This window comes from Streptomyces xylophagus, from assembly GCF_000716435.1.
GTDB classification, from domain to species: domain Bacteria; phylum Actinomycetota; class Actinomycetes; order Streptomycetales; family Streptomycetaceae; genus Streptomyces; species Streptomyces xylophagus.
Genome location: NZ_JNWO01000022.1, coordinates 104,197 through 121,042 on the forward strand (window position 1 = coordinate 104,197; position 16,846 = coordinate 121,042).

Sequence of the window (16,846 nt, forward strand, 5' to 3'; positions counted from 1 at the left end):
GGTCGCGCAGTTCCCCGCGCCCCTAAAAGCCTTTCAGGCGGCCTGTGTTGTTGGCAGTGGGTCCGCCCTGTGCATTGAGCCCGCCGCTCCCAGGTCCGCCAGGATTGCGGACGACGCCCGGTGGCCCGAATGCAGCGCCCCCTGGACCGTGCTGGTGTCCCGGTGGTCGCCGCACACGTACAGGCCGGCCAACAGCCGTACGGGACGGCGTAGATCGTGCGGTGGGCGCATGACCGGGACGGCCGTGGGGGTGTGGTGGACGGCGAGGGTCTCCCAGCGGGTGGTCGAGGTGCCGTAGAGGCGGGACAGATGCATGCGTACGGCGGTGTCGACGTCCGGTGGGGGAGGGCCGAGGACCGTCGAGGAGACGAGGGCGCGGCCGGCGGGTGCCCGGCCTGGGTCGACCTCGCTGACGACCGCCGTGTGCGCGACCGGGCCGCCGCGGTCGGAGTCGAGGAGCAGGGCGGCGCCGGTCGCGGGCGGGTCGTCGGTCGTGTGGTGCACCACCGTCACCGGGTGGAAGTCGGGTACGCGCAGGCCGGGCAGGAGTTCGGCCGCCGCGCGCGCGTCCGTCGCCACGAGCACGGCCCGGCAGCGGATCTCGCCGTGCTCGGCGGTGGTCACCGACGTCGTCGATACGGCCGTCACGCGCACGCCCGTGTGCACGGTCCCCGGCGGCAGCGCTGCCGCGAGCACCTCGGGCAGCATCTCCGCGCCGCCCTCCGGCAGGCAGAGCCGACCGCCCGCGAAGGCCCGCAGCGCCAGGTCCGCGCACCGGCTGGAGGTCGTCAACTCCGGGTCACAGAGCAGCGCGGCGAGCAGGGGGCGAAGGAAACCGTCGACGGTGCGTGCGGGGACCCCACGTGCCGCGAGCGCCTGCCCTGCGGGCAACTCGGGCCGCGACAGGAGGCGTTCGACAGGCGTCCCCGCGAGCCGCGTGAGCGCGGTTCCGAGCCGAGCCTGGTCGACGGGGCCGCCGAGAGGGGCACCGGACCGGGACCTGGGGATGGCTGAGGCCGCCCGGCCGACCACGGCCCGGTCCTTGAGCGTGGGGCCGCCCCAGGAGGAGTCCGTTCGATCGCCGGGAGCCGGCCGGCCCCGGGAAGTTCCTGCCCGGTCCCTGAGCGTCCCCCGGGAAGCGGTCCGGTCCTTGGGCGTAGGGGCACCCGTGGAAGTTCCGGTGCGGCCCTTGGGCGCGGACTCGTCCCCGGAGGCTTCTGTCCGGTCGCCGGCGCCGGGCGCGTCCGCAGGGGTTCCTGTCCGGTTCTGGGGCATCGCCCCGTTCCCGGAGGCTCCCGCCCGGTCCCTGAATGTCGCCGCGCTCCCGGAAGTGCCCGCCCCGCCCCCGGGTGCCGCCGCAGCCCAGGCGACGCCCCCGAACCCCCTCACGATCGGGCCGCCCCAAGCGGAGCCCGCCCGCCCCCGAGCCCTTGGCCCGCCCCAGAGGGAACCCCTCCGTACCGCCCCCACCCGAGGGGCGCTCGCCAGGGCGCGTACCGCGTGGAGTGCGCCCCGTGCGCTCCCTCCGGGCGCCGGGGTGCCCGCGTGGTGGTGGCGGCCGTCGCTGTGGAGGAGGACTCCCGGTGCGAAGGGGCGCAGGACCAGGGCGTCGAGGCCCGGGGTCAGGCGGAGTTCGGGGTACGAGGTGGACAGGAACTGTCCGATCCGGTCGAGCCGGAACCCGTCGACCTTCTCGGTCGACATACGGCCCCCCACGTAAGGGGCGGCCTCCAGGACTGCGGTCGTTACTCCTGCGCTGATCAGCCGATGCGCCGCGGCGAGTCCGGCGACCCCGGCTCCCACGACGACTACGTCCGCCTGGTACGCGGGCTCAAGCACGTGCCCCTCCTCGAGGTTGCGCGGCCGGTGGAGACGTCATGCCCCCAACAGCCTCCAGGGATACCCGAGTTCGGGTCGAGGTTAGGGCCGTGATCGGTCAAGGGCAGTCGCGCATACGCAGGGCACGGTCGCACAACGGTCGCATACGGTCGCCGTGCGTCATCATCCGCCGTGGTTCAGGTCCCGGACGGTCACAGCGCCGCCCGGATCGCCCCCTCGATCTCCGGGAACGCGAACGTGAACCCCGACTCCAACAGCCGCTTCGGCAGCACCCGTTGACTCCCCAGCACATCCCCGGACATCTCGCCGAGGACCAGCTTCAGCGCGGGCGCCGGCACGGTGAAGAGGGACGGGCGGCGCATCACCCGGCCCATCGCCGCCGAGATCTCACGGTTCGTCAGCGGGTTCGGCGCGGTGAGGTTGAAGGGTCCCGCCAGGCCCTCGGTGTCGATGAGGTGCCGGATCGCCGCCACCTCGTCGTGCAGCGCGACGAACGACCAGTACTGCCGCCCGTCGCCGAACCGCCCACCCAGGCCCGCCTTGTAGAGGGGGAACAGCTTGGCCCACGCCCCGCCCTCGCGCGCCACGACAAGACCGGTCCGCGCGAACACCGTCCGGACGCCCGCCTCCTGAACGGGCGTCGTCGCCTCCTCCCACTCCACGCACAGCGAGGGCAGAAAGCCGTCCCCGGGAGGCGCGTCCTCGTCCACGGCACGGTCGCCCGTCTCGCCGTAGAAGCCGATCGCGCTGCCGTTCACCCACACCCGCGGTGGCCGGTCCAGCGCGGCCACGGCCTCCGCGAGCGCCGCCGTGCCCAGCACCCGGCTGTCCCGGACCGTCTTCTTGTAGGCGTCCGTCCAGCGGTGGTCGCCGACGCCCGCACCGGCCAGATTGACCACCGCGTCGCACCCGTCGAGCGCCGCCGCGTCCACGTACTGCCCCTCGGGGTCCCAGCACACCTCGTCCGCGCCCTTGGCGGCCCGCCGCACCAGGCGCACCACCTCGTGCCCGTCCGCGGTCAGGGACCGCACCAGTGCGCTGCCGATCAGACCGGAGGCGCCGGTCACCGCGATTCGCGAGCGTTCCATGGCGTCCATCCTGCCTCGTTGATCCATAAAACCCCCATGAGGACGGCGCCGCCCCCGCCGTACTGTGGCTCACATGTCCGAGCCGTACATACGCATCGCCCTGCCCGACGACGACGAGGAACTCGGCCGGTTGGACCGCGCCACCTGGTCCCACCTGCATGCCGTCATGCCCCGGCCGCAGCCGCCGTACGCTCCCTTCTTCGACGAGCGGCACGCGCCCGGCGATCATCTGGTCGCCGAACTCGACCGCCGGATCGTCGGCTACATCCGGCTGGCCTTTGCCACCCCGCTCGCCTGCAACGCGCACGTCCGGCAGATCCAGGGGCTCGCCGTCGCCGAGGAGGCGCGCGGACATGGGGTCGGGAGGGCGCTGATCCGGGCCGCCGTCGACGAGACCCGGCGGCGCGGCGCCCGGCGGCTCACCTTGCGCGTGCTCGGGCACAACACCCCGGCGCGGAAGCTCTACGAGGCCGAGGGGTTCGTCGTCGAAGGCGTACTGCCCGAGGAGTTCCTGCTCGACGGGAAGTACGTGGACGACGTGTTCATGGGCCGCCCTGTATGAGCCTATGGGTCTATGAGGTGACCAGGTCGCCCGTGTCCACCTCGGCCGTCGCGGTCGCCGCGCGCTGTGCGTCGCCGGAGACCTCGTCGGCCGTCAGCACGTACCCCGTCTCGTCGTCCTGGGTGGAGCGGGCGAAGACGACGCCGTAGACCTTGCCGTCGGTCGTCAGGAGGGGGCCGCCGGAGTTGCCGGGGCGGACCGTGGAGCGGATCGAGTAGATCTCGCGGGTGACGGTCCCGTTGTTGTAGATGTTCTGCCCGGTCGCGTTGACCCGGTTGGCGACGGTCGCGGCCTGGAGGTTCAGGTCGCCGTCCTGCGGATAGCCGGCCACCACGGCCGAGTCGCCGCGCGCCGCGCTGTCGTCGAAGCGCAGCACCGGCGCGGACAGCCCCGGCACGTACAGCACGGCCACGTCCTTGCTCGGGTCGAAGAGGACCACCCGTGCCTCGTACGACCGCCCGACCCCGCCGATACGGACGGTCGGGTTGTCGATGCCGGCCACCACGTGCGCGTTGGTCATCACGTGCTGCGGGGAGAACACGAAGCCGCTGCCCTCGCGGCCCTGGGTGCCCGAGGAGCCCTCGATCTTGACCGTGCTCCGCTTGGAGGCGTTCGTCGCGGCGGCCGTGACGCTGTCGCCGGTGGGCTTGGCGACCTCGGCCGTCGACGCGTTCTCGAACGGGTTGAAGACCTGCGGGAAGCCCGCCTCGGTGAGCGCGGAGGTCGCCCGCGAGAACCACGTCGGTGTCGTGTCCGGCATGAGCTTCTGCACGCTGCCCAGCAGCGTCGAGTCCTGGATCGCCGTCGTGACCGTCGCGGACGAGGACGCGCCCAGCACGCTCGCGGCCACCCAGGCCACGATCATCACCGCCACCGAGTTCGCCGCGGCCCCGCCGATCCCGTCGGCCACCCGCAGCGGACCCTGGTCCAGCTCCTTGCGCAGCTTGAGCGCCAGCCGCCCCGCCAGTTCGTGCCCCACCACCGCCGGGGCCAGCACGGTGAGCACGGCGGTCACCGTGGCCGCCGTCGTCCCCGGTGTCACCAGGTCCATCACCCACGGCAGCACCCATACGCCGACGACCGCACCGCCCACGAACCCGGCGAGCGACACACATCCGGCGACTAGGCCGCGCCGGTACCCGGACGCCGCGTAGGCGAGGATCACCAGCAACAACAGCAGGTCGAGCAGGTCCACGGAGCCGCCTTTCTCTCGGAACCCTTAGTACGCGAGGAACGGGCCCACTGATCAGTCACGCGCGCGTGGTCCCCGGGAACCGACCACGCGTGCGTGTACCCCCAGAAACGTGCCGGACCAGGACGATGGTTCCACCGGGTGGCACAGCACACATCGCGGGCGGACGGAATCCGGCCGAGAGTGTGATCATGCGTGTTCTGAGAAGAACGCCGGGTGCACGGCGCCGGCGCCGGGTACGAATACCCCGTCCCGCGCTCCTGATGCTGGCCTGTCTGCCCGGCCTCGCCGCCGTCCTGGTGCTGGCGCTGTGCGCGAACGGCATCGGACGCAAGGCGACGGCGGCCGTACGGCGACCGGTCGCGGCCCGCCCGGCGGCCGCCCCGCACACAGCGCCCAAGCCGCGCATCGTGCCGCGCTCGGCCTGGCTCGACGCCCTCTCCCGGCACGCGCAGCCGCCGCCGCGCTACGACGACAAGGTCGTCGCCGTCTTCGTCCACCACACCGACTCGCCGAACGGCTACGCATGCGCGGACGCGCCCCGCATCATCCGCTACCTCTACGCCGGCCAGACCGGTGTCCGGGACTGGGACGACATCGGCTACAACTTCCTCGTCGACCACTGCGGGACGATCTACGAGGGTCGGGCGGGGGGTGTCGACCGGGCCGTCACCGGGGCGCATACGCAGGGCTTCAATCACCGGACGGCGGGGATCGCGGCGATCGGGACGTTCACGGCGGGGATGGCGGTGCCGCGGGCGATGACGGATGCGATTGCGGCGCTGGCGGCGTGGAAGTTGGGGCTCGCGGATGTGGATCCGCGTGGCAAGGCCCACCTTGTGTCCAGCAACAGCCTCAGCCGGTATGCCTCCGGTACGACGGCGATCCTGCCCGTTCTCGCGGGGCACAAGGACGGGTATATGACGAGTTGCCCTGGGGCGGCGTTGTTGGCGCGGTTGCCGGAGGTTCGGGGGGTGGCGGCGCGGTTGCAGGGGCGTTGATCGCCCCCGCCGCCCCTACCCGTCCCATCCCCGGGGGCTGCGCCCCCGGACCCCGCTCGGTCGGATGTCGGCTGCGGGGCGGTGGGGGCTGGGCGCGCAGTTCCCCGCGCCCCTGATAGGCCGGCTTCGCCGTGCCTATCTGCGCCCCAGATACACCCCCAACGCCCGTTGCAGCATCTTCCCCTGGCTTCCCACCGGGCGTTCCCATTCGCCCAGGTACTCCACTGCTCTGCCGCCCGCGCCGGTCTTGAAGAGGAGGCGGGCGACCAGGTGGTCCTCGGCTATGAGGGACGGGGTGATGGAGCGGAGGTCGTATGTCTCGGCGCCCGAGTCCAGGGCCTCGCAGAGCATGCGCCACAACAGGAGGCTGCTGGGGCGGAGTTCGCGTCCTCGGCGGCCGGACGCGGGGTACGAGTGCCAGACTCGGGGGCCGACGCTGATCATGAGGGCAGAGGACAGTACCTCGTCGTCGTACTCGGCGAGGTAGATCCGCAGCCGGTCGGACTCCTCGGCGTTGAGGGCCTGCCACATGCGGCGGAAGTAGTCGAGGGGGCGGGCCTTGAAGCCGTCGCGTTCCGCCGTGGCCCGGTACAGGCGGTGGAAGGAGGGCAGGTCGTCGGCCGAACCCCAGAAGACCCCGACACCGCCCGCCTCGGCCGTCTGCAGCGACTGCAACCAGTGGGGTGCGAGGCCGGCGCGCAGTTCGTTCACCGACCGGCCCGCCAAGGGGATGTGGCACCCGTACCGAGGCTGGCCGAGCCCGAACCCGCTCCCGTCGTTCTCCTTGCACCGCCGCCACCCCAGCCGCTTCAGCCGGTCGGCGGCGTCCAGCGCGTACCCGTCGATCCCGTCCGTGGGCAGCTCCCGCAGGTGCCGTACGGCGGGGTCGGCGACGCCCGCCGCGACGGTGGCCGCGTCCCAGTGCCGGACGACGAGCGGTGGGCCGATGCGGACCGAGAACGCGCCCTCTTTCTCCAGGTGCGCGATGAGCGGGTCGAGGAACAGTTCCGGGCGCTGGCTGTGCCAGTCGATCGCGGGTCCGTCGGGGAGGTAGGCGAGACAGCGCCCGGTGCCGGGGAACGCCCGGTACAGCACCAGCGCGACGGCGACCATCACCTCCCCCTCGAACCAACCGACGCTCTCCGCCGTCCAGTCGGGCTTCACGTCAGCCCACTCGGGGATCTGGAGATGGCTCGCGTCGGGGTGCAGCCGGAGATGCGCGAGGTGTTCCTCGCGGGTGATCCCCTTCACGTACGGGCTGGTCATGGGCGCGGGCTCCTGTTCGGCGGCGGCCACCGTAAGCCGGGGCTCACCAGGCGGGTCAAGACTTCACTGCTGTGAACTCCGCCCACACCCGCTTGCCGCCCCGGCCCTGTCTGGGCGTGACACCCCACAGGTCCGCCACGGACGCGATCAGGAAGATGCCCCGTCCGCTCTCCGTATCCCAGTCGGGTTCGGTGTACCAGACGGGCAGTTCGGGCGAACGGTCGCTTACGGCCACCCGAACGCCGCCTGCCGTGAGCGTGCTCAGCCGCAGCTCACACTCCGGGTTGTCCACATGGCGATGGACGTTGGCCAGCATCTCGGTCACGCAGAGCGTTGCGGCGTCGGCGAGTTCGGGGTACCCCCAGTCGTTGAGTTGCGCGCGGACGGCTTGGCGTACCGCTGCGAACCCCTCTGGTTCCGCGAGGAGTTGGAGCACCACTTCGGGGGGTGATTGCGTGTGCATGCCCTCACGGTGCGTGAGATGTGGCTAGCCTGAACAGGACTTTCGGTGGCACACAAGGGAGTGTGCGGGCAAGGGGGTTGGCTGTGCAGGACGGTGTCGAAGGTTCGTCGAGCATGAAGATGTTCGGGGCGGTGGTGCGGGCGCTGCGGGCCGCGCAGGGCAGTACGCGCGAGCAACTGGGCGTGTATGTCGGGTATTCGGCGTCGCAGGTGGCCATGGTGGAGCGGGGTGAACGGATGCCGAGTGCCCGGTTCGTGGCGAAGTCGGCGGAGTTCCTTCAACAGAGGGTGGCGATCGAGGCGGCGGCGGAGCACTTGGAGCGGAGTCCGCATCCGTCGTGGTTCGGGGAGTACCTGGACCTAGAGGCAGAGGCCGTCAGTGTCTGGTCGTACGACGCACATGTGATCAAAGGGCTGGTGCAGACCGAAGGGTACGCGCGTGCGGTGCTCGGTGAGTACTGCCCGATGCTGGATGACGAAGAGGTCGAGAGCCGGGTGCAGGCACGCTTGGCGCGACAGAAGCTGCTGACCCGCGTACCGGCCGTGTCACTCGCGCTCGTCATCGAGGAGTGGGTGCTGCGCCGCCCCGTGGGCGGGCCGGTCGTGGCCAAGGGGCAGTTGGAGCGATTGCTGGAACTCTCCGCGATGAGGAACGTATCGATCCAGGTCATGCCGACGCGGTACGAGGGTCATGCCGGGTTCGACGGACCCTTCACCCTGCTGGAGACGAAGGAACGGCAGTGGGTCGCCTACGTCGAAGGGCAGTCCTTCGGCTTCGTGATCGACGACCGGGAAGAGGTCGGCAACTTCCAGCAGCGCTATGGCATGATCCGGACGCAGGCGCTCACCCCGGGCGACTCAGTGAAATTGATCGAGCAGATGGCAGGGGAGCTATGATCGCCGGTCTCACTTGGTTCAAGTCCAGTTACAGCGGCAGCCAGGGCGGTGATTGCCTCGAAGTCGCCCTGGAACCAACCCAACCCACGGTCCACATCCGTGACTCGAAAGCCAAGTCCGGTCCCACGCTGGCGTTTCCGCTGGACGAATGGACGAGTTTCGTAAACTTGGCTGCAAAATCGGCACCACAGTAATCTCGTCCACCGGTGCCAACTCCCGTGTCGCTCAACGGGATCGCCCTGGTGCGGGCAGCGCTGGCGGGGATGTCGTCGTAGCGGTTCTGGACGGACGGTCGTCACGAGGCGATCGGGCGGTCGGACAGGTGGGCCAGCTCTGTGAAGTACGCGCGGTAGAACGGCTCGTCGGCGGTCGCGATCTCGACGGTGACGAGCAGGCGCTTGGAGCTGGTCGTGCTCGCGTAGATCGGTTCGTCGAGCTGCTCGACGTTGCCGAAGTGCAGCCGGGTCACGCCACCCCTGCGCGCCTCGGCCCGCACCTTCAGCCATCTCAACGGGGTCCGGTACGAGCCGATGATGCGATTTCGCCGGAACAGCTCGAAGATCCCGTGATCGACCTGCATATGGACGCGGTCGAGCTCGAAGACCTTTGGTTCCACTGAGTCCATGCCGGTGAAGATAACCGACACCCCCACCGGCAACGCTCACAGGTTTCTCGCAGGCAACTCACCGAGTCCCCCGAGGCAACCTCCCTATCGTCATGCACACGCACTGACTGGAGGTGGGGAAAATGAACAGCAGTCACACCAACACCACGGAGAAGTCGGCCGGTTGGGCCAAGTCCGCCCGCGGCCCCTGGGCGGTGGTCTGCGCGGTCGCGACCGTGATCCTCGGCCCGGCCGCCGTCACGGCCTCCGCGCTCGACCAGGCCAACGCGGCCCCGATGCACCACGCGGTGCGGGCCGACCAGACGCAGGCCTACATCCCGACGGACACGAGCCGCCGCCGTACCGCCGCGTAGCGAAAGAGCGTCAAGTGCAAGTTGACGACCCGGGATCGTCAACTTAAGATTGACGCATGAGTCCACTCGACATCAGCCTCGCGGACCTGATCTCCCGTCTCGACGAGGAACTCCCGGAAGCCGACGAACTGGCCCGTATCACCGAGGCCCGACTCCGCGCCCAGACCCTGTCCGACCTGGGTGACCAGCTCATCGACCACTACGTCAGCAAGGCCAAGCGGACCGGCGCCTCCTGGACCGAGATCGGCGACGCCATCGGGGTGTCCAAGCAGGCCGCCCAGCAGCGCCACGCACCCGGCCCCTTCGAGCGGTACACCAACCTGAACCGGCACAGCATCGTGCTCGCGCAGGAAGCCGCCCGCACGCACAAGCACGACTCCATCGGCACCGAACACCTCCTGCTCGGCCTGCTCGGCGAACCGCGAGGCCTGGCGTACCAGGTGCTGGTCGCGAAGACCGGGTCCGAGCAGCGCGTCCGCGACGCGATCGAGGAAGCGCTGCCACCGGCCGGCGAGAAGGCGCTGCGCGGTCACATCGCGTTCCGGCCGGAGAGCAAGGAAGCCATCGAGCAGGCCCGCCGTGCCGCCGCCGACCTCGGCCACGACTGGGTCGGTACGGAACACACGCTGCTGGGGCTGATCCGCGTCGAGGAGAGCCCGGCCGCGCGGATCCTGCGCCAACTCGGCTTCACGCCGGACGAGTTGCGCGAGACGGTCAGGGCCGAGATCGACCGACGGCTCGCCGAACTCGACAAGTAGCCGACCAGTGGTCGGCCAGTGGTCGACAGGTGGTCGGGGGTGTGGCCGTCAGCGCGCGGCGACCAACTCCTGTGCACTGGTGACCGTTCCGTCGGCGTGCTGGGTGAGCCGGAGCACCAGCACGTGCTGCCGGTCGGCCGGCGCGGTCACATAGAACGGCCGGCCCTTGTTCAGGCCGGGTGCCTTGAACTCCACGCGCGAACCGAAGGCTCCGGCGGCCATGTCGCAGCCCTTGGCCGAGGTGCGGCCGAAGGGATCGTGGTCGTGGGCGCTGGCGTCGACGTCGTAGTCGACCTTCTTGTACTCGGGTTCGGCCACCGTCCCGACGTTCATCGTGACCCATGCGTGGACCTTCACGTCCGAGCAGACGGAGACCGTGCTGACGGCCTGCGGATCCGGGTCGCCGAGGTCCGTGCCCTCGGCTTCCTGCCCGGCCAGCAGGAGGGCGCCGCCCAACGCGGTGACCCCCACGACGATGATGGCCGCGCCGAGCAGAACCATCGAGCGCGGGCGAACGATCGGGAACATGGGCGGCCCTCCGGGGAAGCGGTGTCGTCGCTTCATAGGAGAGCCGCGGCCGGGCGGAAGTTGCGGCCGGAGTGGCTTCAAGACGCCACTGTGACACGTGAGTTGACGGACCGTTACGGGTTCTGGCGACGGCCCGGGCCCAGTCCCAGGTACTGCTCGCCCACCGGATCGATGTCCACGTCCAGGCCGTTCAAGAGGCCGGCCAGCATCGTGTAGTACCCGACCGTCGTGATCACCTCGACCACCTGACGGTCCGTGAAGTGCTTGCGCAACACGCCCAACGTGGCGTCCGTGAGAGTGTGTTGGGCCATCAACTCCTCCGTCGCGGTCAGCAGCGTCGACTCGACCTCGTCGAACTCGCCCTCCTCCGCCTGGAGTTCGGCGATCGCGGCCAGCTGATCGGCCGTCACCCCCGCGTCCAGCGCGATCGGGCGGTGTTGGACGGCCCCGTACGCACAGTCCGTACGCGCCGCCACCGCCATCACCACCACCTCGCGCAACCGCACCGGCAGCGACGACCCGAGCACGGCCATGCCCAGGTCTATCGCGGGGCCCGTCAGATCCGGGGCGTGGGACAGCATGCGGAACGCGTTCAACTGGGTGGGGAGCGCGTCCACGGCTTCGGCGGAACGCTCCGGGTACGGGATTCGAGCCACGGTGACCTCACTGGGATCCGGTCGATCAGGTCCGATCGAGTCGGTCCGCTCGATCGGGGGTGCGCACCAGTCGCCGTACCCCCCTCACTCCTGCCGGAACCTCTCCCGCAGCTTCGGGAACCGTTCCGCCAGCACGGCCTCGTTCTCCAGGTCGAGCGGTGCCCCGAGCGGCTCGGCGGGCGCGGGCGGAATCCCCAGGTCGGGGGCTACGGCGCCGGTGAGCTGCTCGTACGCCTCGTCCGCCGCGAACCCCAACTCCTCCCCGTCGCCGTCGATCTCGTCGTCGAAGTCGTCGATGAGGTCGGCCAGCGAGTCGGCGTCGTGCACGGCACCCTCGTACACCTCGCGGCCCTGACCGATCAGCCAGCACCGGAAGAAGTCGAACGCGTCGTCGCTCGCCCCGTCGAGCAGCACCCACGCGGCACCCCACAGGTCCCAGGTGTAGGCGCGGTTGTAACGGGCCTCGAAATGCCGGGCGAAGTCCAGGACCAGCTCCGGGTCCAGCAGCAGCAGCCGGTCCACGAGCAGGTCCGCCTGCTCCTCGGGGTCGCCCTCGGCGGCCTCGCGGGTGGCGTCCACCAGCTCCCAGAACTCCGTCTCGTCCATCACGGGACAAGCATCGGTCCTGGACGGGTGGTGCGCACGTGGAGTGGAGCGGATTGTCACCTGGAGCGGGGCAGATCGTTATGGGCGGTACAACGCCGTCATCCGTAGCGTGTCGCTCGCGAACCGCGCCCGCAGACTCTCCGGCGCGAGCACCTCCACGTCCGGCCCAAGACCCGCGAGCTGGCTGTGGGCCACCTCCTCGGACTCCACGGGGACGGTGACCGTCACCCAGCCGTCGTCGTCCTCCGGTGCGCCCGCGAGCTCCAGCGCTTCCCTCGCCGCGGCCGGATCGACGGCGTACGGCAGTCTCCGCGCGCCGTCGGGTGACAGCCGTACCACCACCTCGGCCCGCAGGATCGACCGGGCGAACTGCTCCGCCCGTTCCTCCCAGAAGGCCGGAAGGTCGAAGTCCTCCTGCCGTAGGAAGCGCTCGTCGACCCCCGCGGGATCGATCGCCGTGAACCGGTCGACCCGGTACACCCGGAAGGAATCACGGCCGGCGACCCGCGCGCACAGGTACCAGACGCCCGCTTTCAGCACGAGCCCGTACGGTTCCAACTCCCGCTCCACCTCGGCGTCCCCGCGCCGGTACCGCGCGACCACCCGGCGGTCGTCCCACACCGCGTCCGCGACGGAGGGGAGCAGCTCGGGGGTCTTGGGTGCCGTGAACCAGCTGGGCGCGTCGAGGTGGAACCGTTGCGCCGCCGCCCGCGAGGCGTCCGACAGGGACGGGAGAAGAGCCGCGGACACCTTCAGCCGGGCTGCCGACGCGGCGTCCTCCAGCCCCATCTCGCGCAACGCCCCCGGTACCCCGCTCAGGAACAGCGCCTCGGCCTCGCTGCGGGCCAGCCCAGTGAGCCGGGTCCGGTATCCGCCGACGAGCCGGTATCCACCGGCCCGCCCCCGGTCCGCGTACACCGGGACCCCCGCCTCGGACAGTGCCTGCGCGTCCCGGGTGACGGTCCGCTCGGAGACCTCCAGCTCGCGGGCCAGCTCGGCGGCGGTCATGGTGGCGCGGGACTGGAGCAGCAGCACCATTTTGATGAGACGGGCAGCGCGCATGGCTTCATGATGAGGGATCTCGCCCCCGCCGCCCCTACCCGTCCCATCCTCCAGGGGCTCCGCCCCTTCGACCCCGCCAGGGGGCTCTGCCCCCTGGACCCCCGCTCCTCAAACGCCGGAGGGGCTGAGTTATTGCCGGCCGGGGCTTGGTTTTTCAGCCCGTCCGGCGTTTGAGGACGAGGCCCTTTCGGGGCCGAAGCGGGGGTCTGGGGGCGGCAGCCCCCAGGGACGGGACGGGTAGGGGCGGCGGGGGCGAAAAAACTACCCCTACAGCCCGTAGCGCTCCCGCGCCTCCTTCACCGCCGTCGCCTTGACTTCCCCGCGCCGCGCCAACTGCGCCAACGCCGCCACGACGATCGACTCCGCGTCGACGCCGAAGTAACGCCGCGCCGCGTCACGGGTGTCCGACAGACCGAAGCCGTCCGCGCCCAGCGACGAGTAGTCCTGCTCGACCCACTGCGCGATCTGGTCGGGAACCTGCCGCATGTAGTCGGAGACCGCGAGCACCGGCCCCTCGGCCCCGTGCAGCGCCTGCCGCACGTACGGCACCCGCTCCTCGCCACGCAGCAGCGCCGCATCCGCCTCCAGCGCGTCGCGCCGCAGCTCGGTCCAGGAGGTCGCCGACCAGACATCGGCCGCGACACCCCAGTCCTCGGCGAGCAACTGCTGCGCCTTCAACGCCCAGTGGATCGCCGTACCGGAACCGAGCAACTGAATCCGCGCCGCGTTGGCAGCGGGCGAAAGCCCCGCCGACTCCGCCGTGTTGAAGCGGTACAGCCCCTTGACGATGCCCTCGTCGATGCCCAACCCGGAGGGCTTCGCGGGCTGCGGGATCGGCTCGTTGTAGACGGTGAGGTAGTAGAAGACGTTCGAGTCCTCACCCGGCGCCGCCTCGCCGTACATCCGGCGGATGCCGTCGCGCACGATCGCCGCGACCTCGTACGCGAACGCCGGGTCGTACGACAGCGCCGCCGGGTTCGTCGCCGCGATCACCGGCGAGTGACCGTCCGCGTGCTGGAGACCCTCGCCCGTCAGCGTCGTACGGCCCGCCGTCGCACCGACCAGGAAGCCGCGGCCGAGCTGGTCGCCGAGCTGCCACATCTGGTCGGCCGTGCGCTGCCAGCCGAACATCGAGTAGAAGATGTAGAAGGGGATCATCGCTTCGCCGTGCGTCGCGTACGACGTCGACGCGGCGATGAAGTCCGCCATCGAACCGGCCTCGGTGATCCCCTCGTTGAGGATCTGGCCGTTCTTGGCCTCCTTGTAGTACATGAGCTGGTCGCGGTCGACGGGCTCGTACGTCTGGCCCTTCGGGGAGTAGATCCCCAGCGAGGGGAACAGGCTCTCCATGCCGAACGTGCGCGCCTCATCCGGCACGATCGGCACCCAGCGCTTACCGGTCTCCTTGTCGCGGACCAGGTCCTTCACGAGACGGACGAACGCCATCGTCGTCGCCACGTTCTGCGTGCCGGAACCCTTGTCGAAGGCCGCGAACGCCTTCTCCGAAGCAGAGGGCAGCGGAGCGATCGCGTGCGTACGACGGGCCGGAGCCGGACCGCCCAGCGCAGCCCGCCGCTCCTGGAGGTAACGGACCTCGGGGGAGTCGGCGCCGGGGTGGCCGTAGGGCACGACCCCGTCGATGAAGTCGCTGTCCTTGATGGGGAGTTCGAGCAGGTCACGCATCTGCTTGAACTCGTCCGTCGACAGCTTCTTCATCTGGTGGTTGGCGTTCTTCGACGCGAAGCCCTCGCCGAGCGTGTGGCCCTTGACCGTCTGCGCCAGGATGACCGTCGGGCCGCCCTTGTGCTCTACGGCCGCCTTGTACGCGGCGTAGACCTTGTTCGCCTCATGACCACCGCGCGAGAGGTGGAAACACTCGAGGATCTTGTCGTCGCTGAGCAGCTTCGCCAGCTCGACGAGCGCCGGGTCCTTGCCGAAGAAGTCCTCGCGGATGTAGGCGGCGCCACGCGTCTGGTACGTCTGCACCTGGGCGTCCGGTACCTCGCGCAGGCGTCGTACGAGCGCGCCCGTGGTGTCGAGCTGGAACAGCTCGTCCCAGGCGTTGCCCCACAGCGACTTGATGACCTTCCAGCCGGCGCCCCGGAACTGGGCCTCCAGCTCCTGCACGATCTTGAAGTTCGCGCGGACCGGGCCGTCGAGGCGCTGGAGGTTGCAGTTGATGACGAAGGTCAGGTTGTCCAGACCCTCACGGCTCGCCAGTGCGAGGGCCGCCGTCGACTCGGGCTCGTCCATCTCGCCGTCGCCGAGGAACGCCCAGACGTGCGACTCGGAGACGTCCTTGATGCCGCGCGCGGTGAGGTAGCGGTTGAAGCGCGCCTGGTAGATCGCCGACAGCGGGCCGAGGCCCATCGACACCGTCGGGAACTCCCACAGCCAGGGCAGACGCCGGGGGTGCGGATACGACGGGAGGCCGTTGCCGCCCGCCTCCTGGCGGAAGTTGTCGAGGTGCGCCTCGGTCAGGCGGCCGTCGAGGAAGGCGCGGGCGTAGATGCCGGGGGAGGCGTGGCCCTGGATGTAGAGCTGGTCGCCGGAGCCGTCCGCTTCCTTGCCCTTGAAGAAGTGGTTGAAGCCGGTCTCGTACAGCCAGGCCGCCGAGGCGAAGGTCGCGATGTGGCCGCCGACGCCGTGTTTCGCGCCTCGGGTCACCATCGCCGCCGCGTTCCAGCGGTTCCACGCGGTGATCCGGCGCTCCAGCGCCTCGTCACCGGGCGCGGCCGGCTCGGCGGCGGTCGGGATGGTGTTGACGTAGTCCGTCTCGAGCAGCTTGGGCAGCGCGACGCCGTTGCCCTCCGCGCGTTCCAGCGTGCGGCGCATCAGGTACGCGGCACGGTGCGGGCCCGCAGCCTTCGTGACGGCGTCCAGGGAGGCCTGCCATTCGGCGGTCTCCTCGGGATCACGGTCCGGGAGCTGGTCGAGCTCGCTCGGCTGGATGGCGTAGGGGTCGGTCATGTCGCCGCCTTCCTCAGTCGAAGGGGGGTGCCCTCGTCGGCAAGGGGTGTTTTCGGGGGTGCCCTTGGTCTTTGGCAGGACAGGGCGGCGGGCTCTGGTGGGAGCCCGTCGGTGACTGTAACTCCCTGATCGATGATCGATCAAAGGTTCCCGGGCAAAATATCTTGATTACGAGAAAGTCGGCACGGCGTGCCTTTTGCGGGGGCACCGGGTGCCGTGTTTTTCGCCGTTTTCCGGGGAGTTTTCGCAGGTGAGCATGGCTGCGCTCGACTGCGAACCCCATCGCTTCAAGGGCGCGGGGCGCAGCCCAGAACGTGCGCCTTCACCAGCTCCGCGATCCGCGGATCCCGGCGCCGGAACGCGGCCACCAACTCCTCGTGCTCCTCCGCGTACGACTGCTGCACCGTCCCCAGCCAACGGATCGACAGCGCCGTGAACACCTCGATGCCGAGGCCCTCCCAGGTGTGCAGCAGCACCGAGTTCCCGGCCGCCCGGACCAGCTCCCGGTGGAAACCGACCGTGTGCCGCACCTGGCCCGTCCCGTCCGCGTCGCGGTCCGCCTCGTACAGGGCGGCCACATGCGGTTCGAGCGTCGAGCAGTCCTGGGCCAGCTTCTCCGCCGCCAGCTCCGCCGCGATCGCCTCAAGACCGGCCCGCACCGGGTAGCTCTCCTCCAGGTCGGCCGCCGTCAGATTCCGGACCCGCACGCCCTTGTTCGGTGCCGACTCGATCAGCCGCAGCGACTCCAGCTCGCGCAACGCCTCCCGCACCGGCGTCTGGCTGACCTCAAGCTCGGTCGCGATCCGACGCTCCACGATCCGCTCGCCCGGCTTCCAGCGCCCGCTGACGATCCCCTCCACGATGTGCTCGCGGATCTGTTCGCGCAGCGAGTGGACGACGGGCGCGGTCATGAGAGCTCCTTAAGGGCGTTTGACGTTTAGACAATAAGGCCGCACACCCGCTCGGGAGGGGCGCACGGGG

At 70.3% G+C, this 16,846-nt stretch carries 18 protein-coding genes and 1 pseudogene; 6 read left to right on the forward strand and 13 right to left on the reverse strand.

All coding sequences use genetic code 11. The features are described 5' to 3' along the window. Positions 1-33: 33 nt before the first annotated feature. The 3 genes and pseudogenes from OO70_RS38385 to OO70_RS38390 all read right to left on the reverse strand — a co-directional run bounded on the left by OO70_RS38385 (position 34) and on the right by OO70_RS38390 (position 2,927). Complete coding sequence (locus OO70_RS38385) at positions 34-1,392, reverse strand: FAD-dependent oxidoreductase (protein ID WP_407702867.1); 1,359 nt, start codon at positions 1,390-1,392, stop codon at positions 34-36. A 291-nt stretch (positions 1,393-1,683) separates the two neighbouring features. Then, positions 1,684-1,839: pseudogene (locus tag OO70_RS57135) on the reverse strand (FAD-dependent oxidoreductase); the annotation flags it as partial. Between the two features lie 191 nt (positions 1,840-2,030). Beyond that, positions 2,031-2,927: a TIGR01777 family oxidoreductase gene (locus OO70_RS38390; protein ID WP_043682425.1), complete on the reverse strand. Its 897-nt coding sequence runs from the start codon at positions 2,925-2,927 to the stop codon at positions 2,031-2,033. 73 nt (positions 2,928-3,000) lie between these two features. Here OO70_RS38390 and OO70_RS38395 point away from each other — a divergent pair, with 73 nt between their 5' ends. Further along, complete coding sequence (locus tag OO70_RS38395) at positions 3,001-3,489, forward strand: GNAT family N-acetyltransferase (RefSeq protein WP_043682259.1); 489 nt, start codon at positions 3,001-3,003, stop codon at positions 3,487-3,489. 10 nt (positions 3,490-3,499) lie between these two features. On the opposite strand, the gene OO70_RS38400 is transcribed toward OO70_RS38395, so the two are convergent. After that, positions 3,500-4,684, reverse strand: coding sequence for a MarP family serine protease (locus OO70_RS38400; protein ID WP_043682262.1), 1,185 nt, complete (start codon positions 4,682-4,684; stop codon positions 3,500-3,502). A 260-nt stretch (positions 4,685-4,944) separates the two neighbouring features. On the opposite strand from OO70_RS38400, the gene OO70_RS38405 reads away from it, so the two are divergent. Beyond that, positions 4,945-5,682 carry a peptidoglycan recognition protein family protein gene (locus OO70_RS38405; protein WP_043682265.1) on the forward strand — a complete coding sequence of 246 codons (738 nt, stop codon included), beginning with the start codon at positions 4,945-4,947 and terminating at the stop codon, positions 5,680-5,682. A 135-nt stretch (positions 5,683-5,817) separates the two neighbouring features. Here OO70_RS38405 and OO70_RS38410 read toward each other — a convergent pair whose 3' ends face one another. Next, positions 5,818-6,948 (reverse strand): lipid II:glycine glycyltransferase FemX, encoded by a 1,131-nt coding sequence (locus OO70_RS38410; protein WP_043682268.1) that lies wholly within the window; start codon positions 6,946-6,948, stop codon positions 5,818-5,820. A 55-nt stretch (positions 6,949-7,003) separates the two neighbouring features. Further along, positions 7,004-7,411: an ATP-binding protein gene (locus tag OO70_RS38415; RefSeq protein ID WP_043682271.1), complete on the reverse strand. Its 408-nt coding sequence runs from the start codon at positions 7,409-7,411 to the stop codon at positions 7,004-7,006. A gap of 113 nt (positions 7,412-7,524) precedes the next feature. On the opposite strand from OO70_RS38415, the gene OO70_RS38420 reads away from it, so the two are divergent. Together OO70_RS38420 and OO70_RS53010 are read left to right on the forward strand one after the other, a co-directional pair. After that, complete coding sequence (locus tag OO70_RS38420; protein ID WP_043682428.1) at positions 7,525-8,307, forward strand: helix-turn-helix domain-containing protein; 783 nt, start codon at positions 7,525-7,527, stop codon at positions 8,305-8,307. Further along, a complete protein-coding gene (locus OO70_RS53010) occupies positions 8,304-8,501 on the forward strand; it encodes a DUF397 domain-containing protein (protein WP_078651719.1) in 198 nt (65 codons plus the stop codon). Before OO70_RS38420 ends, OO70_RS53010 begins: the two co-directional genes overlap by 4 nt. A 101-nt stretch (positions 8,502-8,602) precedes the next feature. On the opposite strand, the gene OO70_RS38425 is transcribed toward OO70_RS53010, so the two are convergent. After that, positions 8,603-8,932 (reverse strand): hypothetical protein, encoded by a 330-nt coding sequence (locus tag OO70_RS38425; RefSeq protein ID WP_158711572.1) that lies wholly within the window; start codon positions 8,930-8,932, stop codon positions 8,603-8,605. Between the two features lie 122 nt (positions 8,933-9,054). On the opposite strand from OO70_RS38425, the gene OO70_RS38430 reads away from it, so the two are divergent. Continuing rightward, positions 9,055-9,285 carry a hypothetical protein gene (locus OO70_RS38430; RefSeq protein WP_043682276.1) on the forward strand — a complete coding sequence of 77 codons (231 nt, stop codon included), beginning with the start codon at positions 9,055-9,057 and terminating at the stop codon, positions 9,283-9,285. A gap of 56 nt (positions 9,286-9,341) precedes the next feature. Next, the gene (locus OO70_RS38435; RefSeq protein ID WP_043682278.1) at positions 9,342-10,043 is read left to right on the forward strand and encodes a Clp protease N-terminal domain-containing protein; all 702 of its coding nucleotides are present in this window, start codon (positions 9,342-9,344) and stop codon (positions 10,041-10,043) included. Positions 10,044-10,091: 48 nt separating this feature from the next. Here OO70_RS38435 and OO70_RS38440 read toward each other — a convergent pair whose 3' ends face one another. From OO70_RS38440 to OO70_RS38465, 6 genes are all read right to left on the reverse strand, one after another. Beyond that, entirely contained in the window at positions 10,092-10,571 is a 480-nt protein-coding gene (locus OO70_RS38440; RefSeq protein WP_043682280.1) for a hypothetical protein, read from the reverse strand. Positions 10,572-10,684: 113 nt separating this feature from the next. Beyond that, positions 10,685-11,227, reverse strand: a complete 543-nt coding sequence (locus tag OO70_RS38445; RefSeq protein ID WP_043682283.1) for a carboxymuconolactone decarboxylase family protein — start codon at positions 11,225-11,227, stop codon at positions 10,685-10,687. A gap of 84 nt (positions 11,228-11,311) precedes the next feature. After that, complete coding sequence (locus OO70_RS38450; protein WP_043682287.1) at positions 11,312-11,833, reverse strand: DUF4240 domain-containing protein; 522 nt, start codon at positions 11,831-11,833, stop codon at positions 11,312-11,314. A gap of 78 nt (positions 11,834-11,911) precedes the next feature. Continuing rightward, on the reverse strand, positions 11,912-12,895 hold the full coding sequence (locus tag OO70_RS38455) for a helix-turn-helix transcriptional regulator (protein ID WP_043682289.1): 984 nt from the start codon (positions 12,893-12,895) through the stop codon (positions 11,912-11,914). Positions 12,896-13,162: 267 nt separating this feature from the next. Beyond that, positions 13,163-15,865, reverse strand: a complete 2,703-nt coding sequence (aceE, locus tag OO70_RS38460; RefSeq protein ID WP_043682291.1) for a pyruvate dehydrogenase (acetyl-transferring), homodimeric type — start codon at positions 15,863-15,865, stop codon at positions 13,163-13,165. Between the two features lie 287 nt (positions 15,866-16,152). After that, a complete protein-coding gene (locus OO70_RS38465; RefSeq protein WP_043682293.1) occupies positions 16,153-16,776 on the reverse strand; it encodes a GntR family transcriptional regulator in 624 nt (207 codons plus the stop codon). Between the last annotated feature and the right edge of the window lie 70 nt (positions 16,777-16,846).